Origin of the sequence: Arthrobacter sp. AFG7.2, assembly GCF_002892835.1 — a bacterium.
Taxonomy (GTDB): domain Bacteria; phylum Actinomycetota; class Actinomycetes; order Actinomycetales; family Micrococcaceae; genus Arthrobacter.
In genome coordinates this window covers 13,467-30,426 of record NZ_PJMB01000014.1, presented here as the reverse complement: position 1 = coordinate 30,426, position 16,960 = coordinate 13,467, and the positions used below count along the sequence as shown (strand labels likewise).

General features: G+C 64.8%; 18 protein-coding genes and 2 riboswitches. Of the genes, 12 read left to right on the top strand and 6 right to left on the bottom strand.

The features are described 5' to 3' along the window. Nucleotides 1-3 precede the first annotated feature (3 nt). Both CXX84_RS18055 and CXX84_RS18050 read right to left on the bottom strand, forming a co-directional pair. Complete coding sequence (locus CXX84_RS18055; protein ID WP_102978109.1) at nt 4-714, bottom strand: response regulator transcription factor; 711 nt, start codon at nt 712-714, stop codon at nt 4-6. 75 nt (nt 715-789) lie between these two features. Then, the gene (locus CXX84_RS18050) at nt 790-1,290 is read right to left on the bottom strand and encodes a DUF427 domain-containing protein (protein WP_102978108.1); all 501 of its coding nucleotides are present in this window, start codon (nt 1,288-1,290) and stop codon (nt 790-792) included. Between the two features lie 221 nt (nt 1,291-1,511). Here CXX84_RS18050 and CXX84_RS18045 point away from each other — a divergent pair, with 221 nt between their 5' ends. Then, nucleotides 1,512-1,769: a hypothetical protein gene (locus tag CXX84_RS18045; protein WP_102978107.1), complete on the top strand. Its 258-nt coding sequence runs from the start codon at nt 1,512-1,514 to the stop codon at nt 1,767-1,769. A 5-nt stretch (nt 1,770-1,774) separates the two neighbouring features. Continuing rightward, complete coding sequence (locus CXX84_RS18040) at nt 1,775-2,644, top strand: FHA domain-containing protein (protein WP_102978106.1); 870 nt, start codon at nt 1,775-1,777, stop codon at nt 2,642-2,644. 15 nt (nt 2,645-2,659) lie between these two features. On the opposite strand, the gene CXX84_RS18035 is transcribed toward CXX84_RS18040, so the two are convergent. Genes CXX84_RS18035 through CXX84_RS18025 form a run of 3 tightly spaced genes read right to left on the bottom strand, consistent with a single transcriptional unit; the run spans nt 2,660 to nt 7,068 of the window. Then, entirely contained in the window at nt 2,660-4,306 is a 1,647-nt protein-coding gene (locus CXX84_RS18035; protein WP_102978105.1) for a DNA repair helicase XPB, read from the bottom strand. Nucleotides 4,307-4,319: 13 nt separating this feature from the next. Further along, on the bottom strand, nt 4,320-6,824 hold the full coding sequence (locus CXX84_RS18030) for a helicase-associated domain-containing protein (RefSeq protein WP_102978104.1): 2,505 nt from the start codon (nt 6,822-6,824) through the stop codon (nt 4,320-4,322). A 10-nt stretch (nt 6,825-6,834) separates the two neighbouring features. After that, on the bottom strand, nt 6,835-7,068 hold the full coding sequence (locus tag CXX84_RS18025) for a hypothetical protein (RefSeq protein ID WP_102978103.1): 234 nt from the start codon (nt 7,066-7,068) through the stop codon (nt 6,835-6,837). A 225-nt stretch (nt 7,069-7,293) separates the two neighbouring features. Between CXX84_RS18025 and CXX84_RS18020 the strand changes: the two genes are divergently transcribed. Continuing rightward, nucleotides 7,294-7,677: a cold-shock protein gene (locus CXX84_RS18020; protein WP_066273868.1), complete on the top strand. Its 384-nt coding sequence runs from the start codon at nt 7,294-7,296 to the stop codon at nt 7,675-7,677. A gap of 6 nt (nt 7,678-7,683) precedes the next feature. After that, on the top strand, nt 7,684-8,328 hold the full coding sequence (locus CXX84_RS18015; RefSeq protein WP_223253157.1) for a DUF3027 domain-containing protein: 645 nt from the start codon (nt 7,684-7,686) through the stop codon (nt 8,326-8,328). A gap of 106 nt (nt 8,329-8,434) precedes the next feature. On the opposite strand, the gene serC is transcribed toward CXX84_RS18015, so the two are convergent. Further along, entirely contained in the window at nt 8,435-9,565 is a 1,131-nt protein-coding gene (serC, locus tag CXX84_RS18010; protein WP_102978102.1) for a phosphoserine transaminase, read from the bottom strand. Between the two features lie 279 nt (nt 9,566-9,844). Here serC and CXX84_RS18005 point away from each other — a divergent pair, with 279 nt between their 5' ends. From CXX84_RS18005 to CXX84_RS17975, 8 genes are all read left to right on the top strand, one after another. Then, the gene (locus CXX84_RS18005; protein ID WP_102978101.1) at nt 9,845-10,540 is read left to right on the top strand and encodes a metal-dependent transcriptional regulator; all 696 of its coding nucleotides are present in this window, start codon (nt 9,845-9,847) and stop codon (nt 10,538-10,540) included. 115 nt (nt 10,541-10,655) lie between these two features. Beyond that, nucleotides 10,656-10,899: riboswitch (cyclic di-AMP (ydaO/yuaA leader) on the top strand. Nucleotides 10,900-10,909: 10 nt separating this feature from the next. Continuing rightward, the gene (locus CXX84_RS18000; RefSeq protein ID WP_102978100.1) at nt 10,910-11,731 is read left to right on the top strand and encodes a M23 family metallopeptidase; all 822 of its coding nucleotides are present in this window, start codon (nt 10,910-10,912) and stop codon (nt 11,729-11,731) included. Between the two features lie 112 nt (nt 11,732-11,843). After that, nucleotides 11,844-12,041: riboswitch (cyclic di-AMP (ydaO/yuaA leader) on the top strand. Nucleotides 12,042-12,111: 70 nt separating this feature from the next. Beyond that, nucleotides 12,112-12,828 (top strand): C40 family peptidase, encoded by a 717-nt coding sequence (locus tag CXX84_RS17995; protein ID WP_102978099.1) that lies wholly within the window; start codon nt 12,112-12,114, stop codon nt 12,826-12,828. Nucleotides 12,829-12,987: 159 nt separating this feature from the next. After that, nucleotides 12,988-13,794, top strand: coding sequence for an NlpC/P60 family protein (locus CXX84_RS17990; protein WP_102978098.1), 807 nt, complete (start codon nt 12,988-12,990; stop codon nt 13,792-13,794). 248 nt (nt 13,795-14,042) lie between these two features. Next, nucleotides 14,043-14,543: an HNH endonuclease gene (locus CXX84_RS17985; RefSeq protein ID WP_102978097.1), complete on the top strand. Its 501-nt coding sequence runs from the start codon at nt 14,043-14,045 to the stop codon at nt 14,541-14,543. A gap of 49 nt (nt 14,544-14,592) precedes the next feature. Further along, on the top strand, nt 14,593-15,237 hold the full coding sequence (locus CXX84_RS19205) for a molybdenum cofactor guanylyltransferase (protein ID WP_223253155.1): 645 nt from the start codon (nt 14,593-14,595) through the stop codon (nt 15,235-15,237). Nucleotides 15,238-15,252: 15 nt separating this feature from the next. Next, nucleotides 15,253-15,546, top strand: coding sequence for a DUF6457 domain-containing protein (locus CXX84_RS19200; RefSeq protein ID WP_189337650.1), 294 nt, complete (start codon nt 15,253-15,255; stop codon nt 15,544-15,546). Further along, the gene (locus CXX84_RS17975) at nt 15,543-16,919 is read left to right on the top strand and encodes a molybdopterin molybdotransferase MoeA (RefSeq protein WP_102978096.1); all 1,377 of its coding nucleotides are present in this window, start codon (nt 15,543-15,545) and stop codon (nt 16,917-16,919) included. The genes CXX84_RS19200 and CXX84_RS17975 overlap by 4 nt, the downstream gene beginning before the upstream one ends. Nucleotides 16,920-16,960 lie beyond the last annotated feature (41 nt).

Genomic DNA, 16,960 nt, shown 5'->3' with positions numbered 1-16,960 from the left:
CGGTCAGCGCTTTTCTGCCGTCCGCAGCACATAACCCACGCCGCGCTTGGTCTGGATCAAGGCCGGGGCATCGGGGTCAATATCCACCTTCCGCCGCAGGTAGGAGATGTATGACTCCACGATGGAGGCATCACCGTTGAAGTTGTATTCCCAGACGTGGTCCAGGATTTGGGACTTGGACAGCACCCTGTTGGGGTTAAGCATGAGGTAGCGGAGAAGCTTGAACTCCGTGGGGGAGAGTTCAATGACGGTGCCGCCGCGGCGCACTTCATGGGCATCGTCATCGAGTTCCAGGTCGTCCACGCGAATCACCGCGTCGTCGTCCAGCATGGGCTGCGTCCGGCGAAGCACAGCGCGGATCCGGGCCACCACCTCGTCAAGGCTGAACGGCTTGGTGACGTAATCATCGCCACCGACAGTGAGGCCTGTGACCTTGTCCTCAGTGTCATCCTTGGCCGTGAGGAACAGGACCGGAAAATGCTTCCCGGAGGCCCGCAGGCGACGGGTGACTGTGAAACCATCCATGTCCGGGAGCATGACGTCCAGCACGGCCAGATCCGGGGAATGGGCGTCTGCAGCGGCGAGGGCGTCCCGGCCGTTGGCGGCGGAGACTACGTCGAAGCCGGCAAACCGAAGTGAGGTGGAGAGCAGCTCCCGGATGTTGGGTTCATCGTCTACAACAAGGAGCTTCGCTTCCGGACCGTTCTTGTTCATGCTCCCATCATGCTCCCGGACTCTGGGAGTTGTCTGGGTGTTTCTTGGATACGCGGTGGAGAATAAAGCAACCGGTCACCAGTGCATGGTTCCTGGCTCACCCTTGAATGGACCCGTTACCCTCCCGGTGATCCAGCCGCCGTAGAAGTTGCCCGGCTGCGGCCGGACACGCTCGCCCGCGACCTCGCAATAGTCCATCCTGCCGGGGTAGACAGCAACGCGGCCGGAGAGGGCGCCGTATCCCTCTGCCGGTTCAGGATAAAACCATGCGGCAGCTTCGGCCACCACCCCGCCTCCCCGGACGGTGAGGTACTGCGCCGGGCCCTTGAACTCGCAGTAGCTGCTTCCAGGGGCGGGTTCCAGTGCGCCCTGGATGAACGCCGCCTGGGGGACGTAATAGACCGGGGGATGGCTGGTTTCGAGGACACGGAGCGAATCCACCGTGTCGAGGATGAGCTCTCCGCCGAGGACGATCCTGATGCGTTCGGTGCTGGCTTCGATGCGCGGGGGACGAGGGTAGGACCACACGGACTCCTGCCCGGGACCGGGGACAGCCGGGGTTACTTTGCTTCGCATGCCTCCAGTGTGCACGACGGGAACCGAAACCGGAGCGAGAACGTTTCCCGCTGAACACCTTCCGCCCGGTGCAGGGCGGGAATACAGTGATGGTGCCGGGCCCGGTTCCATCACTGAATCCAAGTGTTTGATCGAGCCCCTCCTGGTGCTCCGGTGCCCACGCTTGCCTGCTCCACACCGTATTTTCACTGATTTCCGCCCGACGAAGGGGACGAATCATCATGACCGACCTGAATGCTTCTGAAAACACCGCCTCTAATGAACGCAGCATCCGTGACTGGGCTGACCTGGCAGAGGAAATGTGGTCTTATCTCACCGGGAAGGGCGCCGCGATCAACTACCAGTTCGTGGATATGACAGTCGAGGTGCCGCGGGACATCGGTCCTGATGCCCCGCGGGCCACCTGGAAGCTCAACGGCAGCTTGCGCGTCACCACCAGCGACAAGGATGCCGCCGGGTCCGATCTGAACCGCAGCTGACCGGGATGGCAAAGTTCCATCTCGACGTCAACCTTCATTTTTCCTACACGGACGAGTCCGGAAAGGTAACGAAAGGAAGTGCCGTTTCCTCGGGCACGGACGTGGCGGTGGTGATGGAGAGCCTCGCGCCCTTGGGAGGTGGCCGAATGCCGTCCTTGGATGAGGTCAGGCCACTGGCTGAGGTGCTGGCAGATAAGGGAGTCAGCGTCACGCTTTCTGGCCCGGACGGAAACATCATCAGCCTTGGCGCCGTGGACAGCCCCGCTCCGCAACGTCTGGTCACCCGCTCGCCGTATATCAAACTCGGGAAGCTCGGGGCACTCGTGCCGCTTGTCCGGCAGGGCAGGCGCAAAAGTGCGGCAGTCAAGCTGTTTCCGCCGTCGACCCCCTTGCCCTTGCTGCCCACGGTCCGGCGGAAGATCAACCGCCGGATTACCACCACCCATTACACCCGGGGCGGTGGCCGGCCGCGCCTCATCTTTGTCCAGGACGCAGCCGCATGGACGGGCCAGATTCCCAAGGAGGTTGCCCTCGCGGGGGAGAACACCACGATCGGAAGCAACCCCGGCTCCGACATCGTCCTGGAGGGGCTGGACGGGCTGCACGCCGAGATCAGGCACGATGAGCGGGATGAGTACGTGCTGGTACCCCATGGCGCGGTCAGCGGCAGCGTGGCCCAAAGCGGCCCTTCAGTCCTCCGGACCGGTGCGAGGCTGCAGATGGGGCAGTGGTGCCTGGCGTTCTTCAGGGAAGAATTCGCCGATCACGGCCGGCCGTACGGTGGACGCAGCGGTGGAGAACTGGCCTACGAGCGTCCGCAGTTCGATCCGAGGACCGGACGTGTGGAGCGGGACAGCTCCAGGGGTGTCACCTGAACCGACGGGCACGGACTACTCCGCTGTTTCCACGTCCTTGGCGTCCATGATGCGGTAGGCGTAGCCCTGCTCGGCCAGGAACCGCTGGCGCTTGGCGGCAAAGTCCTGGTCCAGGGTGTCCCGGGCCACCAGCGAATAAAAGCGTGCAGACCGGCCGTCCTTCTTGGGCCGCAACAGCCTGCCCAGCCGCTGGGCCTCCTCCTGGCGGGATCCAAAGGAACCGGACACCTGGATTGCCACCGAGGCCTCCGGAAGGTCGATGGAAAAATTTGCCACCTTTGAGACCACGAGCGTCTGGATCTCCCCGGCACGGAAGGCATCGAACAACTTCTGGCGCACTTTGACCGCGGTGTCGCCCTTGATGACAGGTGCCTGGAGGCGCTCGCCGAGTTCATCCAGCTGGTCGATGTATTGGCCGATGACCAGCAGCTGCTCGCCGGCATGCCTGGAAACCAGTTGCTCCACCACACGGGTTTTCGACTCAGAGGTGGCGCAGAGCCGGTACTTGTCCGCGTCCTCAGCCATGGCGTAGGCAACCCGTTCGTCCTTGGGCAGGTCAACCCGGACCTCCACGCAGTCCGCGGGCGCGATGTAACCCTGGGACTCGATGTCCTTCCATGGTGCGTCGTAGCGTTTGGGCCCTATCAGGCTGAACACCTCGCCCTCGCGGCCGTCTTCGCGGACCAGGGTCGCGGTCAGCCCAAGCCGGCGCCGGGCCTGGAGGTCTGCTGTCATCCGGAAGATCGGCGCCGGCAGGAGATGGACCTCGTCATAAATGATCAGGCCCCAGTCGTGGCCGTCCACCAGCTCCAGGTGCGGGTACAGGCCACCGCGCTTGGTGGTCAGCACCTGATAGGTCGCGATGGTCACCGGGCGGACTTCCTTGACAGCTCCGGAGTACTCGCCGATTTCATCCTCGGTAAGGGAAGTGCGCTTCAGCAGTTCGTCCTTCCACTGCCGGGCAGCCACAGTGTTGGTGACAAGGATCAGGGTGGTGGTGGAGCCGGTGGCCATGGCTGCAGCCCCCACCAGCGTCTTCCCGGCTCCGCAGGGCAGCACGACGACGCCACTGCCCCCGGACCAGAAGTTGTCGCTGGCCATCTGCTGGTACGGACGCAACTTCCAGCCGTCCTCGTTCAGCGCGATCAGGTGCGGGGTACCGTCCACGTACCCCGCCAGATCCTCTGCCGGCCAGCCGATCTTCAGCAGCAACTGCTTGAGCTGCCCCCGCTGGGAGGCGTGCACCACCACTGTTTCACCGTCAATCCGCGGCCCGAGCAGGGGCTGGATCTTCTTGGCCCGGATCACCTCCTCCAAGACCGGATAGTCGTCAGTCCGCATGACCAGGCCGTGCTGCGGGTCTTTTTCCAGGCGCAGCCGTCCGTACCGTGACATGGTTTCTTCAACGTCGATCAACAGCGAATGCGGCACCGGGAACCGGGAGTACTTCAGCAGCGTATCCAGCACCTTCTCCGCATCCAGACCCGCAGCGCGGGCGTTCCACAGCCCCAGCGGGGTCAACCGGTAGCTGTGCATATGCTCCGGCGCCCGTTCAAGCTCGGCGAAGGGCGCGATGGCGTGCCGGGCTTCAGTCGCCAGCTCATGGTCCACTTCCAGCAGGATGGTCTTATCGCTTTGGACAATCAACGGTCCGTCGTTCACGCGGGGGAGTCCTTCACTGGCGCAGTTCCTCTGCAGCCTCAATGTCGATGATGCGGTGGATGGACAGCACCCGTTCCGTCTCCTTCGCAGGATCGAACACCCGGACGCGGCCGCCGCTTACCGATAACGGAACAACGATCTCCAGATTGGCATTCCCAAGGCCGTCCACCACGTTCATGCTGATGCGCTGCTTGAGTCGGATGGCGCGCTGCAGGGCCTCAAGTCCCAGTTGCGTCCGCGCTTCGCCGCCGTGGTCTCCGGATCCTCCGTGGTCGCCCGGAACCCCGGGGTGTCCGACGGCGGAGCCCACCTTGCGAAGGACCGCAAGCTGGGCTTCCACCTCCTCAGCCCCGGGTGCCATCCGCGGGGCGGTGTACACAGGGCGGTTGGCGCCCGGTGGGGCCGGTGCAGTGCGGAGCCTGACCACGGGCCCGTTTGCGCCGTCTACTGAAGGGGAGAGGCCAAGGCTGCGGAGAACCTGGGCGGTTTCCCGCGGCGTAGCCGAGGAAACCAGGACGGTGGGGGCAATCCTCTCCAGGTTCAGGCGCGCTGCCTTCGGGCCGGAGAGAAGTTCCAGCAGGGCGCCCTCGTCCTCGCTGTGGACGAAGCTGGCTGCTGCCCCCACCCGCAGTCTTCCATGCCGGGAAGCCGTGTCCTCCACAAGGTACTCGAGCGGCTGCGGCACCGCCGTCGCGGAATGTTCACGGAGGAACTCCAGGATGGCGGCAGCGTCATACCCCGTGTCCAGTGCCCGCTTAATGGTGCCGGCCGAGAAACGGTAGATGGTGGCCGGTCCCTGGCCTTCGGCGTCAGCCATCACCAGCAGCTTCTCTGCCAGCCCGGGGGCCAGATAACCGGGGGCGACGGCGGTCAGGTCCGCCTGGAGCAGGACATGGCTCAAGGCTGCCGGCAGGTGCTCGCCGAGGATGGCAAGGGCGGCGTCAGGGTTGTCCTCCGCCAGCGCCCGTCCCAACTGGCTCAGCGCGCCGGACCCCACCAGGCCAAGGAGTTCGGCTTCGGCCAGCACTCCGCGGATCATCGAGCTGAAGCGCCGGGCCATCCGGGGCTGGGACCACTCCGCCCGCTGCAGGACTGCTGCTGCATCAAGCACCGGCGCCGTGTCGTCCGCGGAGCCTGCCTCCACGGTCAATTCGTCGAGAATCTCCAGGATGCGTTTGCGGACCAGCGGAGCGTCAGGGCGTTGTGCCTCCGCTGACAACGCGATGATTGTGCTTCCAGAAGCGGAGCGGTGCGCCGATGGCCCTCCCCGTGCTCCGTTGATGGGCTGCCCCACCAGGGAAGGCACGCGCTCGCTGGCCAGCCAGGCGTTGACCAGCCAGAGCCACTGTTCCTGCCGTGGCAGGACCAGCCATTCGAGCTGTGGCGGCTGGACCCAGGATGAGGAATCGACGTCGAGACGGATCAGGCCCGCAAGCGCCGCCAGTTCCAGCAGGAGGCCTGTCTGCTGCTGGTCGATCCGGAGCAGCTCGGCAAGCCGCCTCATTTCGCGCACACCCACGCCGCCGCTGCGCAGCGTGGCCAATGGTTGTTCCCGTACTGCATGGAGCAGGTCGCCCACCAGCCGCAGCGTCTCTGAAATTGCGCTGAGCGCCGCGTTCCTGCGGAGGGCCGCAGAGGTCCGGCCGAGCTCGGGGACGGGCGGCTGCAAGGTGAAGTCGTTGATGATGGCACCGCCGCGCAGTGAGAGCCCCACGCTGTGGGGCAGCTCCACGTGAGCCGCATCCAGCGGCACCAGCAGTCCGCGTGCCAGGAGCCAGTCCACAGGGCCGACGTCGGGCCCTTCCGTGGTGATTGAAGCCTTGCGTTGCGCCTGCGGGACCGCACCCATGGCCCAGTTGCGGAACCTGGCGAGCAGCGCCGTCGTCCGCTCCGGAGCCGTTGCCAGAAGGCTGTTAAGCGCCTCAGGAGAGGAAGTCCACTGCTGCAGCGCCAGTGCCGCCTCCATGGGAGTGGTGGCGGCATGGATGGCGACACCGCTTCGGTTCAGCTCAGAGACCAGTTGCACGGCGCGCTGCGCAAAGGCGGGCTGAAGGCGGACCAGCTCCGTATAGCTCCTGCCCAGCCCCGCGGGATAGAGCCCCACCACGTCTTTCAGGGAGCCCACGGGGAGGTAATGGCGCTGTTTTGCCACGGGGTCCGGTGTACCGTGCGGAGGGTCGGCGCGGTGCACCAGGGCAAGATCCTGCAGCGAATGCAGGATCCGGTCAACCGCGGCTGCCGAGGATCCCGGAATCATCCTCCGGAGTCCGGCGGCGGAAACGCTGTGCCCGGTGTCGGTGTTGGTGCACAGATGGAGGGTCTCGAGGACCTGCATCTGGGGCCGGTTGAGCCGTTCCAGCGCGCGCTGCACGCTGAGCCTGGCGCTTGCCCTCGCGGCGAGGGCGGAGAAGTCAGGAACAGCGGGAGAAATGAGGTCCGGCCGGGCGTCGAACAGTGCACGCAGTGAATCGTCGCTGCGTGCCTCCAGCTCCTTGCTTAACGCGCGAATGAGGGACATCAGTCCAACGTTACCGCCGGTCAGGCTTTCCTGCCCGGCGCCGGCCTGCAACACTGTCCAGAACCAGGAAAAGCATCAGCAGGAAGGCAAGCGGCAGGCCGTAAAGGGCCGAGTACGTGACCCACGCCGGAGCCACGGACCCGGCGAAGGCCAGGGTCATCACGGCGCCTACTGCCACCAGCGAGAGCACGGCAACAGCTGCGGCGAGGATCATCAGGGGACGCCGGTAGCGCGAGGGTGTCATGGACGCAACGCTACCGCTCCTTCAGTCTTCGGAGTGAACGCTGCCGCAGGGAGTATTGAAACCTTCGGCAGAGCCGTTGAAAGCAGGAATAGAGCGGCGGGCAGGATAACCTTGGGGTATAGACCAACACGGTCCGCAGCCGCCATACCCTGAACCCGCACAGCAATGCGGATGCGGTGACGGCCGGCCGTGTCAGAAGACGTCAGAACGAAGAAGGTTGATTACGTGCCTACCGGCAAGGTCAAGTGGTATGACAAGGACAAGGGCTTTGGGTTCCTCGCAGGAGAAGACGGCCAGGAGGTATTCCTGCCCAAATCGTCGCTGCCCGAGGGCGTAACAGAACTCAAAGCCGGCACCCGGGTTGAATTCGGTGTGGCTGACGGACGGAAGGGTGCCCAGGCCTTGGGCCTGCGCGTACTGGACAAGACGCCGTCGATAGCAAAGGCGAAGCGCCCCAGTGCCAAGGATCTCGCCCCGCTGGTGCAGGACCTGGTGACTGTGCTGGACAACCTGTCCGGAACCCTCTCCGCAGGCAAATACCCGGAAGGCAACAAGGGCAAGGCCATCGCCGCTGCCTTGCGTAAGGTTGCCGACGAGCTGGACGTTTAGGCCCTGATGAACCCGGAAGCTGATCAGCCGGCACCAGCCGTGCGGGAACAGGACAGCCCGACGGCGGGAGGTGCTGCTGCAGCCCCTGCAGGTGCGGGCGCGAAGGCTGCGTCCAAGCGAAACGCCGGTGTCCCGGTGTGGCGGACTGGGAAGCCTGATGCGTTCCTGGCTGCGGCCGTGGACACGGCCCGCGCCGCTGTTGAGGGCATCACCGCAGCCAACACCATCGGCCGCCACCTTGCCGCAAAGAGCGAGGGTGACCGGCTGGTGACGCACCTGTTTGAATCCAGGCTGCCGGGCTACCTGGGCTGGCAGTGGTACGCGGTATTGACCCGGAACTCGCGCTCGAAGGTGGTCACCGTCAACGAGCTCGGCCTGCTGCCGTCCGAAGATTCCATCCTTGCCCCGGATTGGGTGCCCTGGGCCGAACGGGTCCGGCCCGAGGATGAGCAGGACCCGGAACTGGAGCAGGTTCAGGCAGAGGAGCCGGACACCCGCAGTGACGAAGCTGAGGCTATCGAAGCCCCTGCCTCTGACGATGCCCCGGAGGGTGCCGGCATCCCTGCGGCAGCTGCTTCGGAGCCGGCGGTCCAGGCGGCCGATCCGGCTGCCCATGGGCAGCTTTCCGAAGACGGCACCGCCACCCCCTAAGACACAGCAAAAGGCGCCGCCCGGGAACAACCCGGGCGGCGCCGTCGTACTTTAAGGCTTGCTGCTTTATGGGCGCGTTCTGCAGAGGCCGAACTGCCGGTGCCTGCTACTTGCGCAGTTCGCCGATGACGAAGTCGATACTTGCCAGGAGGGCAGACACGTCTGCGGGCTCAATGGCTACGAACGTGGCGATGCGCAACTGGTTGCGGCCAAGCTTGCGGTACGGCTCGGTGTCCAGAATGCCATTGGCCCGCAATACCTTGGCCACCGCTGTGGCGTCCACTGATTCGTCGAAGTCGATCGTGGCGATGACGTTGGAGCGCTCATCCGGGTTCGTGACGAACGGGGTGGCGAATTCGGAGGCCTCGGCCCAGCTGTAAATGCGGCCGGCTGAATCAGCTGTACGTGATGCCGCAAAGTCCAGGCCGCCGTTCGCGTTCAGCCACTGCACCTGGGCATCGAGGGTGACCAGGGTGGACAGCGACGGAGTGTTGTAGGTCTGGTTCAAACGGGAGTTGTCAATGGCCGTCTGCAGGTCCAGGAAATCCGGGATCCAGCGGTCCGTCGACTTGATCCGGGCCGCGCGTTCCAGGGCGGCGGGGGAGAACAAGCCCAGCCAGAGGCCGCCATCGGAGGCAAAGTTCTTCTGCGGAGCGAAGTAGTAGACATCGCTTTCCGCTACATCCACATCCAGGCCGCCGGCGGCTGAGGTCGCGTCAATCAGCACCAGAGCGCCCTCATCTGCGCCAGCCACGCGCTTTACCGGGGCGGAAACGCCTGTGGATGTCTCGTTTTGGGGCCAGGCGTAGGCATCCACACCCGCTTCAGCCTGTGCGGCCGGCCGGGTGCCGGGCTCGGACTTGATGATGGAGGATGCATCAAGGAACGGCGCTTTGTTGGTGGCCGCCGCGAATTTGGACCCAAACTCGCCGAAGGAGAGGTGCTGGGCTTTCCGCTCGACAAGGCAGAAGCTGGCAACGTCCCAGAAGGCAGTGGAGCCGCCCACACCCAGGACCACTTCGTAGCCCTCCGGCGCGCGGAAGAACCGGCTGAGGCCTTCGCGTACCGATCCCACGAGATTCTTGACCGGAGCCTGCCGGTGGGAGGTGCCCAGGATGGTTTTCGAAGCCGCGGACAGAGCGTCGATCTGCTCCTGCCGGACCTTTGACGGGCCGGCGCCGAACCGTCCGTCCCGTGGCAGGAGGTCGGCGGGAATAGTGATGCTGTTTTCGCTCACAGGTGCTCCAATTTCGGCGTGGACGCGGCTTGGGGTCCGGACGGGTGGTGGTTGGCGGGCAGTCGGCGATGACTGCGGTTCCGGCCCTCCTCATTCTGCCTGAACAGCTGTGGGCGCGGGAACCGGGACCGTCATAGTCCAGACATTGAGACGCCCCTCTGTGACACCCCCAACTATTCGGACAAAGTCAAAATAGGCTAAGCTTGCCAGCGGACTACGTCGCGCGTCAGGCGATACGGTGGGACAACGCAAGGTACTGCGCTCGAGGAGCTGAGCTGGATGACGGATCTGATCGACACTACGGAGATGTACCTTCGGACCATCTTGGAGCTTGAGGAAGAAAACATCGTTGCCCTGCGCGCCCGGATCGCTGAACGACTTCGCCACTCAGGGCCCACGGTCTCCCAGACCATCGGCCGGATGGAGCGGGACGGCCTGGTCATTGTCTCCGGGGACCGTCATTTGGAGCTGACCGATACCGGCCGGAAGCGTGCCACGGAAGTGATGCGGAAACACCGGCTGGCGGAGCGGCTGCTGGCAGACGTGATTGGACTGGACTGGGCCTATGTCCATGACGAAGCCTGCCGCTGGGAGCATGTTATGAGCGAGCGGGTGGAGCGGCGCATTTACGAAATGCTCAACCACCCTACGGAGTCCCCGTACGGCAACCCCATCCCCGGCCTGGCTGCCCTTGGCGGCCAGAGTTCCCCACCCGTAGTTGACGGGGCCGTCAGCCTGCTTGAGGCCATGAAATCGTACGGGCCGGCGTCGAAGGTCACCGTAAGCCGCCTCGCGGAGCCGATCCAGGTTGAACCGGAACTGCTGGTCCAGCTTGACGAGGGGGGCATCAGGCCCGGGGCTCCCGTATCGCTGGAGAGGGTGGGAGACTACATCTCGGTCCGCGTGCCGGGTATCGAGGGCGCTTTGGAGCTGCCGCCGGAAGTGGCTGCCCACGTCTTTGTTGCGGTCCACTAAGGGCAAGCCGCGCTGCTTCGTACCCCACGGGGAGCAGTTACGCAAAGATAACGGAATTGTTACTTTGGGACTTAAGCCCCTATAGTTAAGCCTAAGCGTTGATACACAAGCGTTACCTGATCCGGAGCCGAGCTCTGCCAGCGGACCAGGCGTACGAGTCATTACTGGCAGAGGCGGGGGAACCACAAACGGCAGCCGGGGGACTGCCTTGGGGTGAAGTCCGTCAGCAGCAAGCCTCTTCCAGCGAAGGATCCTTCCGGGGACATCTCTGTGCCGAAAGCTTGCCACGGCGGACCGGGTCTTTGAACTCTCTGACCCGAATCCGACAGCTAACTTCGCAGGCTATCCAGAGAGGAACCCTTCTTGTCCATGCAGACCCCCAAGGGGCGCCGCCGTGCGGCGGTCCCCGCTTCAGCGCCGCGCGTTGTCGAGGTCCTCACCACGGAACGCCCCCGCGATCCGCAGCGTGATGCGCGCCGCCGTCGAGGTCCCTTCCGCCAGATCACCGAATTTGCAGCTGCAAGCGGAATTGGCCAGAAGGCCGGAATAGCCCTCGCTGCAACCGGCCTTGTGTTGACTGTGACAGTCCCGGCCACCAGCCCTGTCATGGCGACTGATGCTTCCGCCATGACCCCGGTGGCTGCATCGGCCGTCACACCCCAACCGCAGATCTCTGCTGAAGCCGGCGCCCAGATCGATTTCAGCCGCTCTGCCGTTGTGACCCAGGCGGACCCTGACGGCAAGCTGAAGCAATTGCTCAGTGCCCAGTCTGCCGGATCTGTGTCCCGCGCGGCCTCGGTTGGAAGCCTTGGGGCCCCGCTTGCGACGCTTTCCACGGCATCTTCCTTTGGGTACCGGGTCAGCCCCATTACCGGTGGTTCCGGCGACTTCCACCGCGGCCAGGATTACGTAGCCCAGTGCGGCACGTCAGTCCTTGCTGCCGCCACCGGCACGGTGACCTTTGCGGGCTGGCACCAGTACGGCGGTGGCAACCGCGTTGTGGTGGACCACGGCAACGGCCTGGAAACCACATACAACCACCTCTCGTCCTTCAGCGTGAAGGAAGGCCAGACGGTCTCCCGCGGGGATGTCCTGGCCATGAGCGGCACCACCGGCGCTTCCACTGGCTGCCACCTCCACTTCGAGGTGCAGGTCAACGGTGAAGTTGTCGATCCCACGGGCTGGCTCTAGTCAAATGAGGGCGTTCTCTCACATCTTCGTGACCGGTCGTGACCGGAATGTGACATTCTTCGAAAACTGCTGTACCGTCTAACTCGCGTCAACTTTTCCGAAGTTGACGCTCTTGTGCGGATTGCCTAACTCTGCCACCGCTCAAGGTCCGTTCGCATTTCATCGTCTGGCAGGGGCGGGGGAACCAATTTTGGTCTTTGCTTCAGCAAAGGCCTTGGGGTTAAGTCACAACGCTTCTCTGGAAGCAGTGTGGCCGGGTGACTCCCATCCGAATCCGACAGCTCACCTCGCAGGCATTGGGAGAGGCTACCTTCGTGTCTTCACGCCATATTTCTGCGCGCCACCGTGCGCAAACGGTTCGAACCAACCCTTTGGACGCCATGTCCAAGGCTGTTAGTGCCAATGCCGGGACCGTAGGTCGCCAGGCTGCCGTTATCGCTGCCGCTTCCGGCCTCATCCTGACCATGGGCCTGCCCGCCACGGCAGCGGACACCACCGCTGGTGTTTCCGCTTCCACTGAGTCCGGGTCCGCCCAGTCTGCCCTTGCGGTGACTGCAGCACCCACAGCTACCGTTTCGTTCGAGCGTCCCGTGGTGAAGACCACTGCGGCCCCGAAGCCGGCGCCGGTGCGGGCGCAGTCGACTGCCTCCGAGAGCCGGACAGCTGCCGGGGTGCGCACAGCATCCACCGCTGCCGCTGCCGCTCCCGAAGCTGCCGCTCCCGAAGCTGCAGCTGAGAAAGCGGCCGAACCCGTTGCCTCCGCAGCAACATCGGGTATTGCTGCCCTTGCCTACACCGGCATCGGCCGTCCCTACGTCTGGGGCGGCACCACTCCCAACGGCTGGGACTGCTCGGGCTTCACGCAGTGGGTCTACGCCCAGGCCGGCATCAGCATTCCCCGTGTCAACGCCTGGACGGCAATGACGCCCACCTCCACCCCGCAGCCGGGCGACCTGGTCATGCAGAACGGTGGCGCACACGTGGGAATCTACGTCGGTAACGGCATGATGATCAGCGCCCTCAACCCTTCCCAGGGCACGCTGCTTCACTCGGTGGCCGCCACCGGAAGCTCCGCTTTCTTCACCACCAACAAATAGTTCTTGGACCCCCGGGTCCAAGAACTATTTCTTTGTTTCGATCACGCTTTCCGCAATCACCACATCCCCGTTCGGGGCGTGCCGGCGTACCCCCAAGATGCCGGCGCGTCCAACACCTTGGTGCCCACAACGGCCTGAGGAATACGAAAGAGAGAACTGATGACTACTCGTGCTACCGCACGGCACCGCGCCGAGGTCACCAAAACCAACTCAATCGCAGTCATTGCCAAGGCTGTCGGCGACAACGCCGGTGGCGTAGGCCGCCAGGCAGCGGTTATCGCGGCTGCGTCCGGCCTGGTACTGGCCAGCGGCATTGCGGCCAACGCTGCCGACTCCAGCGTCCAGCGCGACTCGGCCCCCGCCTCCACCCTGGAGGTAGAGTCCTCGGTTGAGGCGCCCATCTCCGCGGCCTCCACCATCGCCATCACCTTTGAAAAGCCTGCGGTCACCACCACGCCGGCCCCTGTCATCGAAAAGCCCGCACCTGTGGAGGCTGAGGTTGAGGCCAAGGTTGAGGCCAAGCCCGCCGCTGCCGTGGCGCAGCCTGCTGCAGCTCCCAAGGTGACCGCCAAGGTTGCTGCTGCTTCGGCTCCCGCTGCCGCTCCTGCCGCTCCTGCCGCTCCTGCTGCTTCCGCCAGCGGCAAGGGTGCAGCCATCCTGTCCGCAGCGTACGCCCAGCTGGGTGTCATGCAGGACTGCACCATGCTGGTCACCAACTCGCTGGCTGCCGTGGGCATCAACTTCCACGACTGGCCCGCAGGATACCTCTCCCTGGGCCGCACGGTCAGCGCCGCCGAAGCACAGCCGGGCGACCTGATCTACTACGCCAACGGTGGCTCAGGCATGGCCCACATCGCTGTCTACGCGGGCAACGGCCAGGCGGTCCATGGCGGCTACAACGGAAACCAGACCGTTGTCTTCAGCGCCAACGTTGGTTCCGGCCCCGTTTTCATCCGCGTCAACTGATAGCAGCTTTAGCTGTCTCATCGGGATACAGAAGAACCCCTGCCTTGCGGCGGGGGTTCTTCTGTTATCTACGGCTGTGCCGGGCTGGCTTCGGGGTTGAGGGCCTGACACGGCAGTTTTGGGAATCAACAATTACCTGATAGTGGGCTTTTATGTTTACTCTTGTGATGTCGATCCATAGCCCGGACATGCCGAGGGCAGCCGGCCCTCGTGCCCCTGAACGGGTGCGGCCGTGAAGAGGTACGTGCATGCGCACTCTCGTTCTGAATGCTGGATATGAACCGCTGGCGGTCATCACGTTCCGCCGGGCGCTGGTCCTTGTGCTCACCGGGAAAGCCAGCGTGGTTGCTGAAGGCGACGATCCTGTAGTGGGACCGCAGGAGATATTGGGCCGCCCGTCCGTCATTCTCCTGAACCGCTACATTCGTCCCAGATATAACCAGGCTACGGCTGTCAGCCGCCGGGGGGTGCTGAGACGCGATGGCCACAGATGCGCGTACTGCGGAAAGGCAGCGCACACCATTGACCATGTCCACCCTAAATCCCGCGGGGGTGCTGATTCGTGGGAGAACCTGGTGGCAGCCTGCCTGCGCTGTAACAACGTCAAGGGCGACCACACCCCGTCGGAGATGGGGTGGAAACTGCGCTTCGTCCCGGAACCGCCCCATGGAACCATTTGGCAGATCAAGGAACTTGAAAAGCCTGCGCCTGCCTGGGATCCCTTCCTGCTGCCGGAGCGTGCTGCCTGACCCGTAAACTCCTGGTGCCCCCTTGGTATTCGTTCACTAGGCTGGGGGAGTGGAGCAGAACGGGTTTTCCTTTGACGCTGTGATCCTGGCGGGCGGCAGGTCCTCCCGCTTGGGCGGGGTTCCGAAACAGGACCTGGTGTTCCAGCATGCAACCCTCCTGGAGCGCGCGATTGCTGCCGCAACCGGTGCCTCCGGTGTGGTTGTGGTGGGCCCGGGGCCGGAAAACCCGGTTCCCGGTGTGCTCTGGTGCCGTGAGCAGCCCGCGTTTGCAGGTCCGGCAGCTGCAATTTCCGCGGGATTGGCCGCACTTGCCCGCCACGGTGGGAGTGCATCCGTATACACCTTGGTGCTGGCATGCGACATGCCGCTAGTCAAGGATGCTGTGGCGGCACTCAGGATCGCCTTGGCGTCCGGGGACGGAGATGGCGTAGTGGCGCGTTCCCATGACGGAAAGCTTCAGCCGCTGGCGGGGTTCTACCGCACGGCTGTGTTAACACGGTCTGCAGCGGAGCTGTCTTCGCGCGGGGCCTTAATCAACGGCTCTGTCCGCTCCCTCCTTGCTAGTCTGGACGTGCAGCCTGTCACCGTCCCCCCGGGTTCCACAGCAGACGTGGACACGTGGGATGACGCCGCCGGGCTAGGGGTTGCCCCCGGGTTTCAGGACACGGGCCAGGACCGGCGCAACCGCAGTTAACTTGGGAGGCAGTTCGTGAAAAGTCAGGATGAAACGCTGGAGGAGTGGTGCAGATCCCTGCTCCAGGCCTACGAACTTGAGGATGTCCAAGTGGACGTCAACGCTATCCTTGCCCTGGCAGGGGTGGCAGCCCATTCGGTGGTCCGGCCGGCTGCACCGCTGACCACGTTCATTGCCGGTTATGCCGCCGGCCTTGCTTCCGGCTCCGGCCGTGCCACGGACTCTGCTTCCATGGAATCCGCGCTGGCTGTGGCCCGTTCCCTGGCTTCCGACTACGATGCTGAAGCCGCCGGGACTCCCGGCGAATGACCAAGGAAGTCCAGGAAGGAACCGGCTCATCCGACGCTGGGCAGCCAAGGCACCTCGACCATACCTGGGATGAAGCCCGGAAGGCCGCCTTTGACGCTGCGCAGCCGATTCCCGCCGGCCCGGTTGCCTTGGACCTGGCTCTGGGCCGAAGACTGGAGCAGGACATAGTTGCCCTGCAAAACATGCCCCACTATGCGTCTTCGGCAATGGACGGCTGGGCGGTTAACGGCAGCGGACCGTGGATCCTCGTGGAGTCCGGAACGCCCCTTGCCCCGCACCAGGCAAGCCATATCGTAACGGGGGGCCTTATCCCGCCGGGCGGCAAGGCAATACTGCGCAGCGAAAGCGCCCGGTTGGACAAGGACGAGGACGGGCTGCCCATCCTGGTGACGGGCGGTACCGCGCGTCCGGGCGAGCCACGCACCGGCCAGCACATCAGGAAAGCAGGGGAGGAGGCCTTGGAAGGGGACATTCTTGTCAGGGCCGGCGTAGAGCTCAACCCCGCACACCTGGCACTGGCCGCCCTTGCCGGTTACGACGAACTTGTGGTGCAGGGAAAGCCGATGGTCCGGCTGCTGCTGACCGGGTCCGAGGTGGTTGGCCATGGGTTGCCTGTTCCCGGCCAGGTGCGCGACACTTTCGGCCCGCAACTGCCGGCCGTGGTGGGCATGCTCGGCGGAATCCCCGGGGGGCAGCAACGGATCGGCGATTCCTACGCTGATTGGCTGGGCGCGCTGGAGGACGTTGTCCCGGAGGTTCCGGGCGCACCGGACCTCCCGGCCGACGTCGTTATCACCACCGGCGGTACCGGAAAGTCCGGCACGGACCACCTGCGCCGGGCCGTCGCTGAACTCGGTGGCCGGCTGATCATTGACGGGGTGGCCATGCGTCCCGGACATCCCCTAGTCCTGGCTGAACTCCCGGACGGGCGGTTTGTGCTGGGGCTGCCGGGAAACCCGCTTGCCGCCATGATTGCGCTCTCTACAGTGGGGGGTCCGCTGCTCGCGGGGCTAGGGCACGGTGACCTCCCGGCGGTACAGGAGGTCCCCTGCGGAACCACCCTTGATCCTGAACCGGGCCGTACCCGCCTCATGCCGTTCCGCCTGCTGTACGGTATGGCCTCCCCGGCACAGCACACCGGGCCCGGCATGATGCGGGGACTGGCGTCCGCCGACGGGGTAATGGCTGTTCCGCCCCATGGTGTGAAGCTGGGTGAGCTGGTGCCCGCCGTCGCCCTTCCCTGGGGGCAGCCCGTCCCCGCACTGCCCGACCCCGCGGCCAAGCCGAAGACGCGGGCCGGCGGGCGGACCGGCAGGACAGCCGCAAAGCCCGCGGCTGCCGGCCCGGTGGACTGGAGTGCGCTCCTTGGCTGACAGGGACTGGGATAGCGGGCAGCGTTGGCATCCCCTCCGGG

Coding starts and splice junctions, on each gene's coding strand:
- CXX84_RS18055 (WP_102978109.1), bottom strand. CDS start 714: ATGAACAAGAACGGTCCGGAAGCGAAGCTCCTTGTTGTAGACGATGAA.
- CXX84_RS18050 (WP_102978108.1), bottom strand. CDS start 1,290: ATGCGAAGCAAAGTAACCCCGGCTGTCCCCGGTCCCGGGCAGGAGTCC.
- CXX84_RS18045 (WP_102978107.1), top strand. CDS start 1,512: ATGACCGACCTGAATGCTTCTGAAAACACCGCCTCTAATGAACGCAGC.
- CXX84_RS18040 (WP_102978106.1), top strand. CDS start 1,775: ATGGCAAAGTTCCATCTCGACGTCAACCTTCATTTTTCCTACACGGAC.
- CXX84_RS18030 (WP_102978104.1), bottom strand. CDS start 6,824: ATGTCCCTCATTCGCGCGTTAAGCAAGGAGCTGGAGGCACGCAGCGAC.
- CXX84_RS18025 (WP_102978103.1), bottom strand. CDS start 7,068: ATGACACCCTCGCGCTACCGGCGTCCCCTGATGATCCTCGCCGCAGCT.
- CXX84_RS18015 (WP_223253157.1), top strand. CDS start 7,684: ATGAACCCGGAAGCTGATCAGCCGGCACCAGCCGTGCGGGAACAGGAC.
- CXX84_RS18005 (WP_102978101.1), top strand. CDS start 9,845: ATGACGGATCTGATCGACACTACGGAGATGTACCTTCGGACCATCTTG.
- CXX84_RS18000 (WP_102978100.1), top strand. CDS start 10,910: ATGCAGACCCCCAAGGGGCGCCGCCGTGCGGCGGTCCCCGCTTCAGCG.
- CXX84_RS17995 (WP_102978099.1), top strand. CDS start 12,112: ATGTCCAAGGCTGTTAGTGCCAATGCCGGGACCGTAGGTCGCCAGGCT.
- CXX84_RS17990 (WP_102978098.1), top strand. CDS start 12,988: ATGACTACTCGTGCTACCGCACGGCACCGCGCCGAGGTCACCAAAACC.
- CXX84_RS17985 (WP_102978097.1), top strand. CDS start 14,043: ATGCGCACTCTCGTTCTGAATGCTGGATATGAACCGCTGGCGGTCATC.
- CXX84_RS17975 (WP_102978096.1), top strand. CDS start 15,543: ATGACCAAGGAAGTCCAGGAAGGAACCGGCTCATCCGACGCTGGGCAG.